Raw genomic sequence first — 16,799 nt, forward strand, 5'->3', positions numbered from 1 at the left:
ATATGGTCCTGACCTGCCCGTATTCGCCGGTTTCAGAGGTTCCCCGAGCGGTGCCGCTCCTGTGTGACGCCTCGCATCACACTAGCCTTGCCGTCGAGCCAGATGCTCTTGCAACTCGGCGTGGCGGAACTGGTAGAAGGGGCCGGCTGCGCGCAGCAGTCCGCGCCGGTGCAGGTTGTTCAGAAGCCGGGCCAGCCGCAAGGGGCCCCGGCCCAGCAGGGCCAGGTGCCCCTGAAAGATCACCGATCTGAGCCAGGTGTCTCGCCGCCGGGCCATGAAACCGAAGCCGAAGGCGAACACAGCGACGATCAGCCCGTCCTGTCCTGAGTGCAGCCCGCGCTGCTCGTCCACGAAGGCGAACAGCGTGACCGCGAAGGCGAGCACCGTGCCGAGAATCACGCTGTTCACGAGGTGCAGGCCGGTCAGCGCCCGGTTCACCCGCCACGTGGACGCAGGTGTCACGGCGGCGGTGAACACCGGCGGCTGCTCGTCGGGCGCGGCGGGGCGAGCCTGCGTCGCCTGGAGCGTGATCCAGTTGAGCCCGGCGACGCCCACGAGGGTCGCCAGGCCCATCATGGGGCCCTCCGACCACCACATGTATCCGATCACCGGTAGCCCGAGCGGCATTCCGAACATCATGAGCGGGCTGTTCACCCCGATCATGCGGATGAAGTCGAGCAGCCGGCGGCGTGCCTGCAGCGGCGCGAAGTCCGGCCCGTCAGTGGCCGACTGCCTGGGCATGCTCACGCCCAGGCAGAAGCCCACACCGAGCATCAGCCCGAATCCGGCGCCGCGGATCATACCTCCCATAACCGCTGCGGGCAGGCTGAGCACGGCCCCGGCCAGGACCCCGACCCATTCGGAGACCAGATGGCGGCGTCTCCCAGGGAAGACATAGTCGACCATCCGCCACCAGGCCAGGTCCTGTGCCCCGTTCCTGGCCAGCAGGCCGGCCAGCCAGGCGAGCCGTTCGGCGCCTCGGGCAGGAACGGGTCCGCCATGACCCAGCCGGGCCTCGATGAGACCGTCCAGCAGGTGGGCCCGCAGCGCCCCGCTCTCCTCGCCCGGCACGCACAGCAGCGGAGCGGGGTCGGCGTCCCGATCGACGTAGACGACCTTGACCAGCCAGAGCCCCCAGGCGGCGGAGGTGACATACGCCAGGGCGGGGGCCCTGCCTTCCCTCAGCGCGTCCAGCGCCTTCACCCACGACTGGGAGGGCTCCGCCGGTAGGCACGCGTCCAGATACGCCGCGGCGGCCTCCTGGTCCAGGTCCTTCGGCGCGATGACGGTCGCCCCTTTGAGCGCCCGAGTCGTGCCCACGAGGTCCTTGTAAGCCCTGGTGCGCGAGGTGATGATCACATGGTCACGGTCTCCCAGAGTGCGCGAGAGCTCACGCAGCGTACTGGCGCGGGCGTCCTCGGGAAGTTCGTCCAGCCCATCGAGCACGGCCAAGACGTGCCCACGGCCGGCCAGCAAGTCGGTCCCGTCAGCGCCCTTTCCGACCCCGCTTAACGCCGCGTAGTCCGCACGCACGCGGGCGGCCACCCAGTCATGGAAACGCGGGTGCGTCTTGACGTTCCATTCGGCGATCGGCAGCAGCACGGGGACGGGTTCGTCGGCGGTGCGCGTCTCGATCAGGTGCAGCAGCAACTCGATGGCCAGCGTGGTCTTGCCCGTCCCCGGCCCGCCCGTGATCACCAGCCGTCGGCGGGGCAGCCCGCGGAAGAAGGCGGCCAGCCCGGCGACCTCGTCCGAACGCAGGGAGGGGTCTGCCCGGCGCGGCTGCCTGCCGGGCCGGGGACGGTGCGTCACACTCCACGAGACCGGGATCAGCGCATCCCCCTGCCGCCGCGCCGCTGCCTCCTCAGCCCATTGGTGGGCCACCAGCACGGCCAGGCGGGCCTTGGCCTCGGAGAGGGTCGGGGTGGGGGCGGTGGCCAGGGTGAACCGGTAACCCAGCCAGCAGCCGAGTGCCGTCACCCCGCAGGCGATCGCGATCCACTGTGGGCTCCACACCCCGTCGTTGAGCACCTGGTTCAGCGCCACCGCTCCTGCTGCGCTGGTGAACGTGGTGGCCGCGAACAGGAGTCGAGGACTCGATACGCCTCCGCTGCGCATAGCGAAGCATGTTAGCGTGCGACGATCGCATCTCCATCGGCCTGGCTGACACCGAGATGTCAGGGCGTACTCCCGGCGCTGAGTTCGCCCTCAGAGCGCTCCGTCGCCCCTGGTGTCAGGCGAAGCGCTCGATCGTCACGGGGATCAGCCCCGCGTGACGCAGCACCGTCACCAGCTCCCGCAGCAGCGGCCCGACGGCGTCGTCCGACCCGCTCGCCAGACAGGCGGTCAGGTCGAGACACCAGGCCACGCCGGGGCCGATCCGGCGCAGGTCCCAGCTGAAGACGTCGCCGGCCACGCGGCGGTGAGCCGTGCCGGCCACGCGAGCCGGCGGATCGGCGAGCGTCATCCGCCAGGCGGACCGCAGCCGCGGCGGGCCGTCCTCGCGCAGGTCGCCCGCGAACAGGACGCGATAGACCCGCCGGTCGCGAAACCCGTCGGGGGCCTGCGCGGGGCCGAGCCGCAGAGGAGCCGAGCCGGCCAGGAGCTGGTGGTCGTGGAAGCGGCCGCGCAACGTCGCCTCGCCGGGCAGTTCGCCCCCGCCGAGCCGGCGGTAGACGACCTCGGCGTCGCGGCGGCGGGCCGCGACGACCCGGGCGCGCAGGCGCGCGTCCGTGCGCATCCCGCGGCTGAACGCCGCCGAGCTCCACCAGCCGTCCGCCGCGGTCCACCCGGCGCTGTCGAGGCCGATCGCCGTATGGTCGCCGGCCAGCGCGAACTCCTCGACCACGATCCCGTCGGCCGGCGCGGAAGGCGCACCGTCCTCGGGCCGGATCAGGTAGTAGTCGAGCCACGGCTCCCCGGCTTCGGTGGTCATCGGTCCTCCGGACCGGTGGATCCCAGCGGTCATTCGCGTGCCCTTCTCGAGCTCCCGGGTCGGCACGCCGAGACTACTGAGCGAACGGCGTCCGCGCGTCCGCACGGTCGTCGCCGCGGGTCAGCAGCCGGGGTACTTGTCCCGCGGGATACCGCCGCCGGTGAACTGGGTGGTGAAGTCGTCGGCGAGTTCGGTGATGGTGTCTCTGCCCTCCAGCCGGGACAGCCACGGCTGAGGCAGGGCGGTCTCGCCGTATCGGGCGCCGAGGAGGTTGCCGCACACGGCGCCGGTGGAGTCACTGTCGCCGGAATGGTTGACCGCCAGCAGCAGCGCCTGCCGGATGTCATCCCCGCTCACCAGCGCGCAGTAGACCGAGATCGCGAGTGCCTCCTCGGCGACCCATGCGCCGCCGAGCGTCTCCACCGTCTCCGGCGACGGCTGTCCTTCGGCGGCGAGGGCGACCGCGGCCCGGAGCGCGGCGGTGGTCTCCTCGTGTGCGGGCTGTTCCGCGAGCAGGGCGAGAGTGTCCTGTACGGCCTGGGCCAACGTCCGGCTCTGGACGAGGAAGTGGACGAGCGCGGCGAAGGCACCGGCCGCGAGGTAACCGGTGGGATGCCCGTGGGTGATCTGAGCGCAGTCGGCCGCGAGCTTGAAGGCCGCGCGCGGGTCACGTGCGGCCAGGCCGAACGGGGCCGAACGCATGACGGTGCCGCATCCCTTGGAACCGGGATTGACCGGGCCGGGTGATCCGGGGGCGGCGAGCGGGCCGGCCTCGACGCGCAGTCCGGACAGGCAGGTGTTGCCGGGCGCGCGGCGCGAGTACAGCCATGTCTGCCGGCGCAGCCAGCCGGTGCGGACGAGAGCGTCGGCCGGTGGTGGGAAGCGGTGCTTCTGGGTGTCGAGCCACCGCAGGTAGGCGTTGCGCACGACCGTCGTCTCGCCGCCGCCGAAGCCTCTCTCCCGGGTGCGAACATGCGCGCGGATCAGGCCCTCGACCGTGAACAACGTCATCTGGGTGTCGTCGGTGATCAAGCCGATCTGGCCGCGCCAGTCGGGCGCGAGGTTGGTCAGCCCGGCCCGGCCGTGGTCGCGGCGGATGGTGGCGATCGAGTCGAACTCGACGGGCGCGCCCAACGCGTCACCGATCGCCCCGCCGAGCAGGCAACCGCGCACCCTGCTCCGCAACGCCATGTCACCCGTCTCGACATCGCTCACGGCGGTGAGCTCCTCTCGCGTGGCTGGATCGACCGACCGTATCGGCAGAGTGGCTCGCGGACCAGGGGCCTGTTTCCTGGTCGGTCTTCTTGGATCTGTGGCCCCTGCTCGACGCCTCGGGGGTGCCGGAGACGGCCGCCGGGATAGCGGACGCCCTCGGGTCCCCGTGCTGTGCCGGGGACCCGAGGGCGGGTGATCGCAGCGGCCTTCGGGCCGTCAGGCGGTGCGGCCTTCCGGCCGTCAGACGGCGTGGTCGCGTTCGGCGACGAGCTGGAGGGCGACGTCGATGATCATGTCTTCCTGGCCGCCGACATATCCGGCCTGGCCGATCCGCTGCAGGATCTCGTGCGCGGGCACGTCGTACCTCTCGGCGGCGCGTTCGGCGTGCAGCAGGAAGCTGGAGTAGACCCCCGCGTAGCCCTGCGTGATCGCGGCGCGGTCGGCGAACGGCAGCCGGGGCAGGAACGGCTTGACCACGTCCTCGGCGGCGGCGAGCGCGCCCTGCACGTCCACCCCGGTGGGCACGCCGAGCCGCTCGAAGGTGGCCACCAGCACCTCGGTGGGGGCGTTCCCGGCTCCCGCGCCGAGCGCGCAGAGGGCGCCGTCGATCTGGCGGGCGCCGTTCTGCGCGGCCAGCACCGAGTTGGCGACGCCGAGGGAGAGGTTCTGGTGGCCGTGGAAGCCGACCTGGGCCTCGTGGCCGATCTCGGCGACCAGCGCGCTGACGCGGGCCTGCGCCTCGCCGAGCACGAGGGCGCCGGCGGAGTCCACGACGTAGACGCACTGGGCGCCGCCGTCCACCATGATCCGCGCCTGCGCGGCCAGCTCGTCCGGCCCGGCGCGGTGCGACAGCATCAGGAAGCCGACCGTCTCCATGCCCAGGTCGCGGGCGGCGGCGAAGTGCTGCAGCGACACGTCGGCCTCGGTGCAGTGGGTGGCGATCCGGGCCACCGACGCGCCGGCGCCGTGCGCCTTGCGGAGGTCCTCGACGGTGCCGAGGCCGGGCAGCAGCAGCACGGCGATCCGCGCGTTCACGGCCTCGTCCACGGCGGCGGCGACCAGCTTGACGTCGTCCTCGAGGGAGAAGCCGTAGTTGAACGACGAGCCGCCGAGCCCGTCGCCGTGGGTCACCTCGATGACCTCGACCCCGGCGCCGTCCAGGGCGTGGACGACGCCGCGGACCTGCTCCTCGGTGAAGCGGTGGGCCATCGCGTGGCTGCCGTCGCGCAGCGTGGAGTCGGTGATCCTGATCTTCCCGTCGGCGGGTGGCTGCCCGGTCACGCGGTCACCTTCCTCAACGTGAGCTGCTCGCCCACGCGGGCGGCGGCGGCGGTCATGATGTCGAGGTTGCCGGCCCACGGCGGCAGGTAGTCGCCGTTGCCCTGGACCTCCAGGAAGACGGCCACCCGGGCGCTGCCGTTCCAGATGTCGCGCGGCCCGTCGAACTGGGGCTCGGCGCGCAGGCTGTAGCCGGGGACGTAGGCGGCCACCTCGGCGACCATCGCGTGGATGGACTCGGCGATGGCGGCGGTGTCGGCATCCTCGGGAATGGCGCAGAACACGGTGTCCCGCATGATCATCGGAGGGTCCACCGGGTTGAGGATGATGATCGCCTTGCCTCGCTCGGCGCCGCCGACCTGCTCGATGGCGTGGGCGGTGGTCTCGGTGAACTCGTCGATGTTGGCCCGGGTGCCCGGACCGGCCGAGCGGGAGGCGATCGAGGCGACGATCTCGGCGTAGGAGACGGGGACGACGCTGGAGACGGCGTGCACGATCGGGATGGTGGCCTGGCCGCCGCAGGTGATCATGTTGAGATTGGGCGCGTCGGACAGCGAGTCGAGGTTGACCGGCGGGCACACGAACGGTCCCGCCGCGGCCGGGGTCAGGTCGATCGCCTTGATGCCGGCCTCGGCGTAGCGGGGGGCGTTGGCCAGGTGCGCCTTGGCCGAGGTGGCCTCGAAGACCAGGTCCGGCAGCGTGTCCTGGGCCAGCAGCCAGTCCACGCCGCCGGCCGACGCCTCGACGCCGAGCTCGCGGGCCCGGGCCAGGCCGTCGGAGGCGGGGTCCACCCCGACCATCGAGTGCACCTCGATCACGTCGCTGCGCAGCAGCTTGACCAGCAGGTCGGTGCCGATGTTGCCGGGGCCGACGATGGCCGCGGTCAGCGTGCTCACAGGGCCGCTCCCCGGAACCTCGCGGTGACGGAGCCGATGCCGCCGAAGGTGGCGCTGACGATGTCGCCGGCGGCCACCGGGATGGCCGCGGTGATCGAACCGGGCAGCACGACGTGCCCGGCCTCCAGGGCGACGCCCCGCTCGCCGAGGGTGTTGGCCAGCCAGACCAGCGCGTTGATCGGGGAGCCGAGGGCCGCGCCGCCCGCGCCGGTGTCCACCAGCTCGCCGTTGCGGTGCAGCAGGCAGCCGGTCAGGGAGAGGTCGAGGTCGCCCGGCCGGACCGGCCTGTTGCCGAGCACCACGCCGCCGCTGGAGGCGTTGTCGGCGATCGTGTCGGTCAGCGTGATCCGCCAGTCCGCGATGCGCGAGTCGATGATCTCCAGGGCGGGCAGCGCGAACTCCACGGCGCCGACGGCCTCGGCGGCCGTCACGCCGGGGCCGGACAGGCGGCGGCCCAGCACCAGGGCGATCTCCGGCTCGATCCGGGGCTGGAGGAACCGGCCCGTGTCGATGGGATCCGAGTCCAGGTGGAACATCGAGTCCATCAGGTGGCCGAAGTCGGGCTGGTCCACGCCGAGCTGGCGCTGCATGGCGGCCGAGGTCAGGCCGACCTTGTGGCCCTTGACCACGGCGCCGCCGGCGATCCAGTCGCCGACCTGGGCGAGCTGGATGGCGTACGCCTCAGATACCGACAAATCGGTATATGTCGTCGTGAGCGGTTGGATGGGCACACCGGTCGAGTACGCGTTGAGCAATGCGACCGCGGCCCTGTCCACCTTCTCCACGGAACCCGCGTCCATGGCTGTTCCTTTCCTTGTTTCCCCAGCTAGACCATGACGCCCAGGGTCCGTGACAGGCAACCGGAGCGTTCCGCCACGTGGGACGCCCGGTGAAATGGCTCGGTAGGGTGGCGGCCATGCCCCCCGGGACGGCCGACGAATCCTTCCTCCACCGTGTCGTCACGGTGCTCAGCGCCTTCCGCCCCGAAGACGACGGTCTCGGCGCGGCCGAGCTCGCCCGCCGCACCGGCCTGCCCAAGTCGACCGTGCACCGGATGGCCCTCGCCCTGGCCGAGACGGGCGTGCTGGAACGCCGGGGAGCGGAGGTCCGGCTGGGGCTGAAGCTGTTCGAGATCGGCCAGCGGGTGCCCCGGCAGCGCGTCCTGCGTGACGCGGCCCTGCCGTACATGTCGGATCTGCGAGAGGCCACCCGGCAGACCGTCCACCTCGCCGTGCTGGAAGGCCACGAGGTCGTCTACGTCGAGATCCTCCCCACCCCCGGAGGCCCCGACCTCCCCTCCCGGATAGGCGGCCGGTTCCCCGCGCACGCGACCGGTGTGGGCAAGGCCATCCTGGCGTTCTCCCCGCCCCCGGCCGTGCGGTCCATCGTGGACGGGGAGCTGTCCCGGGTGAGCGGTCGCAGCGTCGTGGCGCCGGGCCTGCTGGTCCGGGAGCTGGAGCGGATCCGTAAGGAGGGGGTCGCGTTCGACCGCGAGGAGTCGGGCCCGGGGATCGTCTGCGCCGCCAGCCCGGTGCTCGCCCCCGACGGCTCGGCGCTCGGCGCCCTGTCCGTCTCGGGATGGAGCGGCCGGATGCGGCTGCACCACGTCGCTCCCGCCGTGCACACCGCCGCCCTGGCCCTGTCGCGCGCTCTCGGCGACCGGCCCTCGGGGGCTCTCAGGTGACGCTGCGGCGCAGGTTGGTGCGATAGGAGTAGTGCTCGGGCAGGAAGTGGCTGATCGCCAGCTCGACCGGCCGCCCATCGGTGTCGAGGTAGAGCCGGTCGATCCGCAGCAGAGGATGCCCGGCGGCGCAGCCGAGCTGCCGCGCCGTCGGCTCGTCGGCGAGCGCGACTGTGATGCTCTGGTCGGCCTCGGCGATGGGCGCCTCCAGCCGGGTGTCCAGCAGGCCGATGATGGTCACCTCGCTGGTCGAGCCCTCGGCCGCGAGCTCGGAGATCCCGGCCAGGGTCCGGCCGACGGCCGGCGGGAGGAAGACCGTGGTCAGGCAGAACGGAGTGGCGTCGTGCGATCGGCGGAAGGCCAGGGCGTAGACGACGTCGCTCGACAGCCGCAGCCGGCCGGCCGCGTCGACGTCGACCTCGCGGTGCAGCGGCACGGTGATGTCCATGCGCGTGTCGACGGACAGGCCCATGAGGTCGTCGACGGAACCGAACTGGCGGATGTAGGTGCCGTCCTTGGGCATGGCGAACGTGCCGCGCCCCGGGATGCGGTAGACCATGCCCTCGGCGACCAGATCCTGGAACGCGCGGCGTACCGTCTGCCGGCTCACCCGGTGGCGCTCGGCCAGCTCGGCCTCCGTCGGCAGCCGCCGGCCGTCCGCGTAGCGCCCCTGCAGGATCTCGTTGCGGACCTCCCGGGCGAGCGCGACATAGGTGCTCTCCCGGCGACTGGTGCTCGCAGCCATGCCCACCTCGGTCTCTCGCGCAGCGCGTCACCATGGATCCGCATGCAGCCTATCCGGCCTTCTCCGCGCTCCGCCGCCTCAGGCCAGCACGGCGACGAAGCGCCAGTCGAGGACGTCGGCGGGGGCGCCGCCCGCGCGGCTCGCCCGGACGCGCGAGCGCAGGTGGGCGAGCCCGCCCCGGGGGAGGGGCTCGATGCGCTCCACCTCGATCGTGCTGCGCAGCGTGTCGTTCTCCCGGACCGGGCCGAGGTGGTCGCAGCCGTGCCAGCCGACGACGGTGACGAGGTCCGGCAGGGCGCGGAGCGCCTGGTGCAGCGCGAGCCCGATGGTGTGGCCGCCGTACACCAGCCGGTCGGGCGCGTCGTGGTGGACCCTGGCGACGTTGAGCGTGAGCCGGGCCAGCTCGGGCGCCGAGGAGACGACGTCGCCGCCCGCCACCTCGAAGACCGTGCCCGGCGCGAGGCCCGCGAGGTGGGGGCCGCTCCGCTCCGCGCGGTAGGCGTCCAGGTCCCAGCTCGACGTCACCCGGGCGAGGTCCTCGTGGGCGGGCGCGGTGCCGATGCCCGTCAGGTCGTCGGCGTGCCCGGTCTCCAGGGCCCCGTCGCGCAGCGGCAGCATCGCGCAGCGCCAGAAGTCGAGCACCGGGCGGCCGTCCTGGTCCACGGTGCTGATCCGCAGCGCGGCCAGGCCGGTGGCGGCGCGGCCGGGCCGGCGGGAGTTCTGCCGCAGCCCGACGACCTCGGTGACCGTGCGCAGCGTGTCTCCGAGGACGGGCGCCCGGCGGAACACGACGCCCCGGTAGAAGAGGTTGGCCACCACGGTGTGCGTCACGACCGTGGACTGGCCGATGGCCACGTCCCACACGAGGTGGGGCGCGGCCAGGACGTCGCCGACCACCCGCCGTGACAGGCGGTGGTCGAGCGCCAGGGGCAGTCGGCAGCCGGCGATCGCCTGGTGCGCGGCCGCCAGCCCCTCGGTGAGCGTGGCCGCCGGGGCGCCGAACCGCTGCCCGATCCGCAGATCCTCGAAATACGGGCCGTCCACCGGGACGCGACTCATCGCGCACCTCCCACGTCGCACACCAGGTCGTCAAATGTCCGGCCAAAGTCTCATGTCTCGCATGATGGCGTCAATAGGAGCCGTTGACAGGTGTCGGCGCTGCGCACCAATATGGCCGTACAAATCGTCAGGAAAGGTGCTGGTGATGGGCGAAGGAACCGTTCCGGCCGCTGGCAAGCCGCTGGCCGGCCTGCGGATCGTCGAGATCTCGACGTTCGTCGCGGCGCCGCTCGGCGGCATGACGCTGGCGCAGCTCGGAGCCGACGTCGTGCGGGTCGATCCGCTCGGCGGCGCGCCGGACCACTCCCGGTGGCCACTGGCCCCCTCCGGGACGAGCCTGTACTGGGCGGGCCTGAACAAGGCGAAGCGCTCGCTCTGCCTGGACCTCCGGTCCGCCGAGGGGCAGGAGCTCGTCACGAGGCTGGTCGCCGACCGCGGCATCGTGCTGACCAACTCGGCCGGCCGGCCCTGGCTGACCTACGAGGCGCTCGCCGAGCGCCGGCCCGACCTGATCCATCTGCGGATCGAGGGCCACCACGACGGCACCCCGGCCGTGGACTACACGGTCAACGCGGCCGTCGGCTTCCCCATGGTGACCGGTCCGGAGGGGCACGCCGACCCGGTCAACCACGTCCTGCCCGCCTGGGACATGGCCTGCGGCCTCTACGCGGCGATCGGCATCCTCAGCGCCGAGCGCCGGCGGCAGGTCACCGGGCAGGGCCAGGAGATGAGCGTCGCGTTGTACGACGTGGCCCTCGCGATGGCCGGCAACCTCGGGTTCCTCGCCGAGGCCCAGGTCGGCGGGGTCACCCGTCCGCGGGTCGGCAACCACCTGTACGGCGGCTTCGGCCGCGACTTCACCACCCGCGACGGCGGGCGGGTGATGGTGGTGGCGCTGACCTCCCGGCACTGGCGCGACCTGCTCGCGGTGACCGGGTTCGCCGAGGCCGTCGCCGCGCTCGAACGCGCCCTGGACGCCGACTTCTCGCGCGAGGGCGACCGCTTCACCTACCGCGAGGTGCTGGCCGGGCTGCTCCAGCGCTGGTTCGGCGAGCACGACCTGGCGCACGTCCAGGAACGGCTCCAGGGGACCTCGGTGCTGTGGTCCGCCTACGGGACGTTCGCCGACCTGGTCGGAGAGCGGGCCGGCGAGGTGCGCGCCAACCCGATGATGGCCGTCATCGACCAGCCCGGCGTCGGCGAGCACCTCGCGCCGGGCTCGCCCATCGCCGTGCGCGAGGCCGGCCGCGACGTCGTGCGCGCTCCGCTCCTCGGCGAGCACACCGGCGAGATCCTGCGCGGCCTCGGGCTGCGCGACGACGAGATCCAGGACCTGCGCGAACGCCGGATTGTGTCCGCGCAGGCACCCGCCAAGGAAGGAACCGACCGATGACCCGGCTCGCGCAGACCGCAGGACTCACCGACGTCCAGCAGGAGATCCTCGACACCGTACGGGACTTCGTCGACAAGGAGATCATCCCGCGGGCGCAGCGCCTGGAGCACGCCGACGAGTACCCCCAGGAGATCGTCGACCGGATGCGGGAGATGGGCCTGTTCGGCCTGACCATCCCGGAGGAGTACGGCGGCCTCGGCGAGTCGCTGCTGACCTACGCCCTGGTCGTGGAGGAGATCTCGCGGGGCTGGATGAGCGTGTCGGGCATCGTCAACACGCACTTCATCGTCGCCTACATGCTGATGCGGCACGGGACCGAGGAGCAGAAGCGGCACTATCTGCCGCGGATGGCCACCGGCGAGGTGCGGGGGGCCTTCTCGATGTCCGAGCCGGGCTGCGGGTCGGACGTGTCGGCCATCAAGACCAGGGCGGTGCGCGAGGGCGACGCGTACGTCATCGACGGCCAGAAGATGTGGCTGACGAACGGCGGCTCGGCGACCCTCGTCGCGGTGCTGGTGAAGACCGACGAGGGCGCCGACTCGGTTTACCGGAACATGACCACCTTCCTCGTCGAGAAGCGGCAGGGGTTCGGCGAGGTCGAGCCGGGGCTCACGGTGCCCGGCAAGATCGAGAAGATGGGCTACAAGGGCGTCGACACCACCGAGCTGCTCTTCGACGGCTACCGTGTCCCGGCCGCGCAGGTCCTCGGTGAGGCGCCGGGCCGCGGCTTCTACCAGATGATGGACGGCGTCGAGGTGGGCAGGGTCAACGTGGCCGCCCGCGGCTGCGGCGTCGCGCTGCGCGCCTTCGAACTCGGCATCAGGTACGCCCAGCAGCGCGAGACGTTCGGCAAGCGGATCGCCGAGCACCAGGCGGTGCTGTTCCGGCTGGCCGACATGGCGACCAAGGTCGAGGCGGCGCACCAGATGATGGTCATGGCCGCGCGCAAGAAGGACTCCGGCGAGCGCAACGACCTCGAGGCCGGCATGGCCAAGTACCTCGCGTCCGAATACTGCCGAGACGTCGTCGAGGAGTCGTTCCGCATCCACGGCGCCTACGGCTTCTCCAAGGAGTACGAGATCGAGCGCCTCTACCGCGAGGCCCCGATGCTGCTGATCGGGGAGGGCACCGCGGACATCCAGCGGATGATCATCGGCCGCCGGGTGCTGGAGGACTACAAGCTGCGGGCATGACCCCGGGCGCTTCATGGACATCGTTTGTGATGGCAAGTATCTTTGCTATCCTTACGATGATTGAGAGCGAGGTTGCTCGATGTCCGACGTCCGGTTCGTAGACAGTCACATGCATCTTTGGCATCTGACCGAGCACAAGTGGTATCCCGCGCTGGACCCGCCCGAGGGCGAGGACGACTTCGGCATCGGGGACATGGCCGGGCTCCGGCGGGACTACCTGCCCGCCGAATACCGCGCGGACGTCTCCGGCTCAGGGGTGAGCGTGGACAAGGCGGTCCACATCTCCGCCGTGACCGCCCCCGGCAGCCACCTGGACGAGGCCCGCTGGCTCGACACGCTGGCCCCCGCCGGCGGCCTGGTCGGCGCGGTCGTCGGCGCCGTCGAGCCGGGCTCCGACGCCGCCACCGTCGAGGCCGACCTCGCCGCCCAGGCGAAGAGCCCGCTGTTCCGCGGCATCCGGGTGCTCTACGGGTTCGACCCGGCCGACCCGGTGACCCGGCGGCTGGTCGAACTGCTCGACGAGGGCGGCCACCTGCTCGACGTGGTCATCCACCCCGCCGAGGTCGAAGGCTGGCTGCCGCTGCTGCGCGACGCGCCCGGCCTCTCGGTCGTGCTGGAACACGCCGGCTGGCCCGACAGCGCCGACCCCGGGCACCTGCCCGTCTGGCGTGACGGCCTGACGACGCTGGCCCGGCTGGACAACGTGAGCTGCAAGATCTCCGGCCTGCCGATGGCACTGCACACCCTCGACGCGGCCACCCTGCGCCCCTGGATCGAGACCTGCCTGGAGGTCTTCGGCACCGGCCGCGCGTTCTTCGGCAGCAACTTCCCCGTCGACTCACTCTTCGGGACCTACACCCAGCTCGTCGAGGCCTACCTGACCGCGACCGGCGGGCTCACCGCCGCCGAGCGGGACCAGGTCTTCGCCACCAACGCCGAGCGCTGCTACCGGATCTGAGGGAGATCGCGATGAAGGTCGGATTCACCATGGACATGCGCAACCCCCTCGGGCGGCCATGGCGCGAACACTGGGAGGACTGCCTCAAGCTGATGTGCGAGTCGGAGGCGATGGGCTTCGACTACGTCCTGGTGCAGGAACACTTCTTCCAGCCCGACGGCTACGCCCCGTCGGTGCCGGTCTTCCTGACGCTGCTGGCCGAACGCACCAGCACCATCCGGATCGGCTCCTACATCTACATCCTGCCGCTGCACCACGCCGCCATGCTGGCCCAGGAGACCGCGGTGCTGGACCAGCTCTCCGAGGGTCGCCTCGACGTCACGGTCGGCTCCGGGCACAGCGCGGCCGAGTACCGGGCGCTCGGCTACTCACCGAAGACCCGGCCCTCCCGCATGGAGGAGGGCCTGGAGGTGCTGAAGCTGGCCTGGACCCAGCGGCCGTTCAGCTACACCGGGCGCTACTACGACCTGCGGGACATCACCGTCGCGCCAGCGCCGCTGCAGGACCCCCACCCGCCCCTGTGGGTCGCCGCCACCGCGCCGCCCGCCGCCCGCCGCGCCGGTAGGGTCGGCGCCCACCTGCACGGCGCCGCCGTCGACCCGGAGTTCCACGAGGCGTACTTCGCCGGCCTGGCCGAAGCCGGCATCCCGCGCGAGCAGGCCCGGATCTCCAACCCGTGGTCGATCACCGTCACGGACGAGAAGCCGGATCAGGTGTGGGAGCGGCGCAAGGACCTCATCTTCGAGCGGTGGGACTTCTACCGGCGCATCCGCAACGAGATGGGCGACAAGGACCTGCAGTACGGCCTGCCACCGTCGGCCGACGCCTACCGGGACTTCGAGCTGATCGGCGACGCCGAGACGGTGATCGGGACCCTGGAGGGGTTCGTCAAGTCGCTTCCGCTGACCGACATCATCCACTCGGGGCCTGCCGGTGGGACTCCGCCCGAGGAGGCGTACGCCGACCTCAAGCGGTTCGCCGACCGCGTTCTGCCTACGCTCAAGAGCTGGTAGACGGCCGTTTCCGTTCAGGCCGCGGAGGCGGGGTTCTGGTTGGTGCCGCGGAGGCGGGTGGGCGTTCCGGCCGACCGCGATTGCCTGGGCTCTGGTGCATTTGGCCTTCGGCCTTGTTGCGGGCGCGGGGGTAACTGGCACGGTCTTAAGTCGGCCGGAACGCCCACCCGCCTCCGCTTTTACGCCACCCGGCCGCCCTGTCCTCCCGCCGCAGAACGAGCTGTAGTCCGTCGCCTGCCTCCTCGCCGATGCTGAAGCGCCCGTTTCCGCCCTTTGGCCCTGGTCGCCGTAGCTGAAGCCCGAGCTTTCCGGCGCAGTGCGGGCCGGGCGCCGTGGCCGGCCTTGTCGAGGGGCGTCGGCGTTCTGCGCGGTTGGCCCGTTTCGCCGCCGACACCGACCATCCCATCGCCAAGCGCATCGTGACCGAGGCAGAACGCACCGGACGTGGTATCGCCCTGGAAGATCTCCAGGGCATCCGCGAGCGGGTACGGCTCCGCAAGCCCCAGCGGGTCACGTCGCATTCGTGGAGTTTCCACCAGCTCGGCAGGTTCATCGCCTACAAGGCGCGCCGGGCCGGGGCCGCCGTGATCCATGTGGATGCGGCCTACACCTCCCAGACCTGCTCGGCGTGCGGGCATGTCGACAAGAGGAACCGGCCGAGCCAGGAAACCTTCGCCTGTACGTCGTGCGGCTTCGCTGAGCACGCCGATGTCAACGCGGCGCGTAACATCGCCTCGCGCGGTGTTACGGGCTGGGCAGTGAGTCACGCTGCCGACGACGCGGCCTGAACCATCGAAACCATCGACGGCGAGGAGCTGCAAGCTCGGTCCCTTCAGGCCCGAGAAGCTGACTGACTGACCTAGGGATCACGGATCTCCGCCTGAGCGGCCACTGTAGAGCGGGGTGTGAAGGACAGTAGGTCGCCGGGCTGGCAGCCGAGGACCTCGCAGATCTTGCTCAGCGTTGAGAATCGGATCGCCTTGGCGCGGTTGTTTTTGAGGATCGACAGGTTCACGTTGGTGATCCCCACCTTATCGGCCAGTTCGACCACTGTCATGCCGCGCTCTTCGAGCAACCGATCCAGATGCACCTCGATGGCGTGCTCGGGGTTTTCGGCGGGCGGCATCAGACAACTCCTTCGAGTTCCTCGCGCATGTGCGCGCCGACGCGGACGACCTTCGACATCACCACGAGCCCGAGCCCGGCGAGCAGGAACGCCCACGGGAAGTCCCAGCTGGACAGGGCCATCTCCCACACTTCCCTGACGGAGCCGGCCACCATCGATACGGCCAGCCCGGTCTCAACGATAGCCGCGTAGAGCGACGCCACGACTGTGCTGACAATGAGGAACGCGCCGAGGAACCACAGCCTGCGGACGACCACCTCATCGAAACCGTTCTCCCGTCGCGCGTCTCTGATCAGCCGGTCGAGGAGGAAGAGCGCGATGAGCAGCACGAGCGGGGTGGCGAACCGCGACGTCTGATAGAGCAGCTGCGTGCCGAGGCTGGAGTCGTCCTTGCAGATCTGAGGTAGCGGGTAGGCGAACTCGACTCCCTTCTCCACAGGGTAGGGGTTGTCGTCGACGGTGCTACTCGCGTCCACGGCCTTCCGGCGCTGGGGGTCCTCGGCGAAGTTGCCCTTCACGTCAAGGATGCCGGGTGATGGGACGCACACCAGGCTTTGGGTGCCGAGGGAACCGAAGGCGTTCTCTCCGCCGGTCAAGGCCGCACGCCCGACCTCGTAGACCATCGTTGCGGCGAACAGCACCAGGAGAAGGCGGACGGCGATCGCCGTCCACTTCAGTGGGGTGGATCTGTCGAGGGGCACAGCACGGCTCCACATCGTTGATCGATATTATCGTTTGTCGATGGTATCGATCAACGATAAAGAGTCAAGCGATGCCCCGAGCTGGGGCCAACCTGTGCAGCACGGTCTGCCGGGGTGTTCGCAGGCCCACCGGGTAACGCGAACCTACCGACGTACCCGCGCCGGCAGGTCCGCGTGCACGTCTGGCCTGGCGCGACCAAACAGACCGGTCGCGGTGAAGCCTCCAGCGGGTTGGTCTTCGACCGGATCGCGGACCAGCCATGACGTACGCGGTGGACAGCAGTGGGAGCGAATCACCGAGAGCCTCGTCAGACGTCCAGCCACGACTACGGCGCCTGGCCCGCACTGTGCCGGCAAGTGAAGGCTTCAGCTACGGCGACCAGGACAAAGGAACGCAAGCGGGTGCTTCAGCATCGGCGAGGAGGAGGGCGACGGACTCCAGCCTGTTCTGCGGCGGTCAAGCCAGGACGGCCGGGTGGCGTAAAAGCGGAGGCGGGTGGGCGTTCCGGCCGACTTAAGACCGTGCCAGTTACCCCCGCGCCCGCAACAAGGCCGAAGGCCAAAAGCACCAGACCCCGGGCAATCGCGGTCGGCCGGAACGCCCAC

Annotated in this window: 15 protein-coding genes and 1 pseudogene; 6 read left to right on the forward strand and 10 right to left on the reverse strand. The window is 71.0% G+C overall.

Translation table 11 applies throughout. From position 1 onward, the window contains the following. Positions 1–81 precede the first annotated feature (81 nt). The 6 genes from AB0C16_RS29250 to AB0C16_RS29275 all read right to left on the reverse strand — a co-directional run bounded on the left by AB0C16_RS29250 (position 82) and on the right by AB0C16_RS29275 (position 7,124). Positions 82–2,118, reverse strand: coding sequence for an NACHT domain-containing protein (locus tag AB0C16_RS29250; RefSeq protein WP_357687360.1), 2,037 nt, complete (start codon positions 2,116–2,118; stop codon positions 82–84). A 115-nt stretch (positions 2,119–2,233) separates the two neighbouring features. Further along, complete coding sequence (locus tag AB0C16_RS29255) at positions 2,234–2,935, reverse strand: hypothetical protein (protein WP_357687362.1); 702 nt, start codon at positions 2,933–2,935, stop codon at positions 2,234–2,236. 120 nt (positions 2,936–3,055) lie between these two features. Continuing rightward, on the reverse strand, positions 3,056–4,150 hold the full coding sequence (locus AB0C16_RS29260) for an ADP-ribosylglycohydrolase family protein (RefSeq protein WP_357687364.1): 1,095 nt from the start codon (positions 4,148–4,150) through the stop codon (positions 3,056–3,058). 240 nt (positions 4,151–4,390) lie between these two features. Then, positions 4,391–5,431: a 4-hydroxy-2-oxovalerate aldolase gene (gene dmpG / locus AB0C16_RS29265; protein ID WP_357687365.1), complete on the reverse strand. Its 1,041-nt coding sequence runs from the start codon at positions 5,429–5,431 to the stop codon at positions 4,391–4,393. Beyond that, complete coding sequence (locus AB0C16_RS29270) at positions 5,428–6,324, reverse strand: acetaldehyde dehydrogenase (acetylating) (RefSeq protein ID WP_357687367.1); 897 nt, start codon at positions 6,322–6,324, stop codon at positions 5,428–5,430. Before AB0C16_RS29270 ends, dmpG begins: the two co-directional genes overlap by 4 nt. Beyond that, positions 6,321–7,124 carry a 2-keto-4-pentenoate hydratase gene (locus AB0C16_RS29275; RefSeq protein WP_357687369.1) on the reverse strand — a complete coding sequence of 268 codons (804 nt, stop codon included), beginning with the start codon at positions 7,122–7,124 and terminating at the stop codon, positions 6,321–6,323. Before AB0C16_RS29275 ends, AB0C16_RS29270 begins: the two co-directional genes overlap by 4 nt. A gap of 116 nt (positions 7,125–7,240) precedes the next feature. On the opposite strand from AB0C16_RS29275, the gene AB0C16_RS29280 reads away from it, so the two are divergent. Then, positions 7,241–8,008, forward strand: coding sequence for an IclR family transcriptional regulator (locus AB0C16_RS29280; RefSeq protein WP_357687371.1), 768 nt, complete (start codon positions 7,241–7,243; stop codon positions 8,006–8,008). Here the strand turns inward: AB0C16_RS29280 and AB0C16_RS29285 are convergent. After that, on the reverse strand, positions 8,001–8,750 hold the full coding sequence (locus AB0C16_RS29285; protein ID WP_357687373.1) for a GntR family transcriptional regulator: 750 nt from the start codon (positions 8,748–8,750) through the stop codon (positions 8,001–8,003). The genes AB0C16_RS29280 and AB0C16_RS29285 overlap by 8 nt on opposite strands. 78 nt (positions 8,751–8,828) lie before the next feature. Next, positions 8,829–9,809 carry a MaoC family dehydratase gene (locus AB0C16_RS29290; RefSeq protein WP_357687375.1) on the reverse strand — a complete coding sequence of 327 codons (981 nt, stop codon included), beginning with the start codon at positions 9,807–9,809 and terminating at the stop codon, positions 8,829–8,831. Between the two features lie 145 nt (positions 9,810–9,954). Between AB0C16_RS29290 and AB0C16_RS29295 the strand changes: the two genes are divergently transcribed. From AB0C16_RS29295 to AB0C16_RS29315, 5 genes and pseudogenes are all read left to right on the forward strand, one after another. Continuing rightward, positions 9,955–11,202 (forward strand): CoA transferase, encoded by a 1,248-nt coding sequence (locus AB0C16_RS29295; protein ID WP_357687376.1) that lies wholly within the window; start codon positions 9,955–9,957, stop codon positions 11,200–11,202. After that, entirely contained in the window at positions 11,199–12,395 is a 1,197-nt protein-coding gene (locus AB0C16_RS29300) for an acyl-CoA dehydrogenase family protein (RefSeq protein WP_357687378.1), read from the forward strand. Before AB0C16_RS29295 ends, AB0C16_RS29300 begins: the two co-directional genes overlap by 4 nt. Before the next feature lie 109 nt (positions 12,396–12,504). Next, positions 12,505–13,353 carry an amidohydrolase family protein gene (locus tag AB0C16_RS29305; RefSeq protein WP_357687380.1) on the forward strand — a complete coding sequence of 283 codons (849 nt, stop codon included), beginning with the start codon at positions 12,505–12,507 and terminating at the stop codon, positions 13,351–13,353. An 11-nt stretch (positions 13,354–13,364) separates the two neighbouring features. Next, positions 13,365–14,366, forward strand: coding sequence for an LLM class flavin-dependent oxidoreductase (locus AB0C16_RS29310; protein ID WP_357687382.1), 1,002 nt, complete (start codon positions 13,365–13,367; stop codon positions 14,364–14,366). 353 nt (positions 14,367–14,719) lie between these two features. Next, positions 14,720–15,154, forward strand: a pseudogene (locus tag AB0C16_RS29315) (transposase); the annotation flags it as partial. A gap of 71 nt (positions 15,155–15,225) precedes the next feature. Here the strand turns inward: AB0C16_RS29315 and AB0C16_RS29320 are convergent. Both AB0C16_RS29320 and AB0C16_RS29325 read right to left on the reverse strand, forming a co-directional pair. Next, positions 15,226–15,492, reverse strand: a complete 267-nt coding sequence (locus AB0C16_RS29320; RefSeq protein WP_357687384.1) for a helix-turn-helix transcriptional regulator — start codon at positions 15,490–15,492, stop codon at positions 15,226–15,228. Then, positions 15,492–16,193, reverse strand: a complete 702-nt coding sequence (locus AB0C16_RS29325; protein WP_357687386.1) for a hypothetical protein — start codon at positions 16,191–16,193, stop codon at positions 15,492–15,494. The genes AB0C16_RS29320 and AB0C16_RS29325 overlap by 1 nt, the downstream gene beginning before the upstream one ends. Positions 16,194–16,799: the final 606 nt, after the last annotated feature.

Source organism: Nonomuraea sp. NPDC048916, assembly GCF_040649575.1.
Lineage (GTDB): Bacteria > Actinomycetota > Actinomycetes > Streptosporangiales > Streptosporangiaceae > Nonomuraea.

Bases quoted from the DNA above. Each gene is read 5' to 3' on its own strand.
- AB0C16_RS29250 (WP_357687360.1), bottom strand. From the start codon at position 2,118: ATGCGCAGCGGAGGCGTATCGAGTCCTCGACTCCTGTTCGCGGCCACC.
- AB0C16_RS29255 (WP_357687362.1), bottom strand. From the start codon at position 2,935: ATGACCACCGAAGCCGGGGAGCCGTGGCTCGACTACTACCTGATCCGG.
- AB0C16_RS29275 (WP_357687369.1), bottom strand. From the start codon at position 7,124: ATGGACGCGGGTTCCGTGGAGAAGGTGGACAGGGCCGCGGTCGCATTG.
- AB0C16_RS29280 (WP_357687371.1), top strand. From the start codon at position 7,241: ATGCCCCCCGGGACGGCCGACGAATCCTTCCTCCACCGTGTCGTCACG.
- AB0C16_RS29285 (WP_357687373.1), bottom strand. From the start codon at position 8,750: ATGGCTGCGAGCACCAGTCGCCGGGAGAGCACCTATGTCGCGCTCGCC.
- AB0C16_RS29290 (WP_357687375.1), bottom strand. From the start codon at position 9,809: ATGAGTCGCGTCCCGGTGGACGGCCCGTATTTCGAGGATCTGCGGATC.
- AB0C16_RS29295 (WP_357687376.1), top strand. From the start codon at position 9,955: ATGGGCGAAGGAACCGTTCCGGCCGCTGGCAAGCCGCTGGCCGGCCTG.
- AB0C16_RS29300 (WP_357687378.1), top strand. From the start codon at position 11,199: ATGACCCGGCTCGCGCAGACCGCAGGACTCACCGACGTCCAGCAGGAG.
- AB0C16_RS29305 (WP_357687380.1), top strand. From the start codon at position 12,505: ATGCATCTTTGGCATCTGACCGAGCACAAGTGGTATCCCGCGCTGGAC.
- AB0C16_RS29310 (WP_357687382.1), top strand. From the start codon at position 13,365: ATGAAGGTCGGATTCACCATGGACATGCGCAACCCCCTCGGGCGGCCA.
- AB0C16_RS29320 (WP_357687384.1), bottom strand. From the start codon at position 15,492: ATGCCGCCCGCCGAAAACCCCGAGCACGCCATCGAGGTGCATCTGGAT.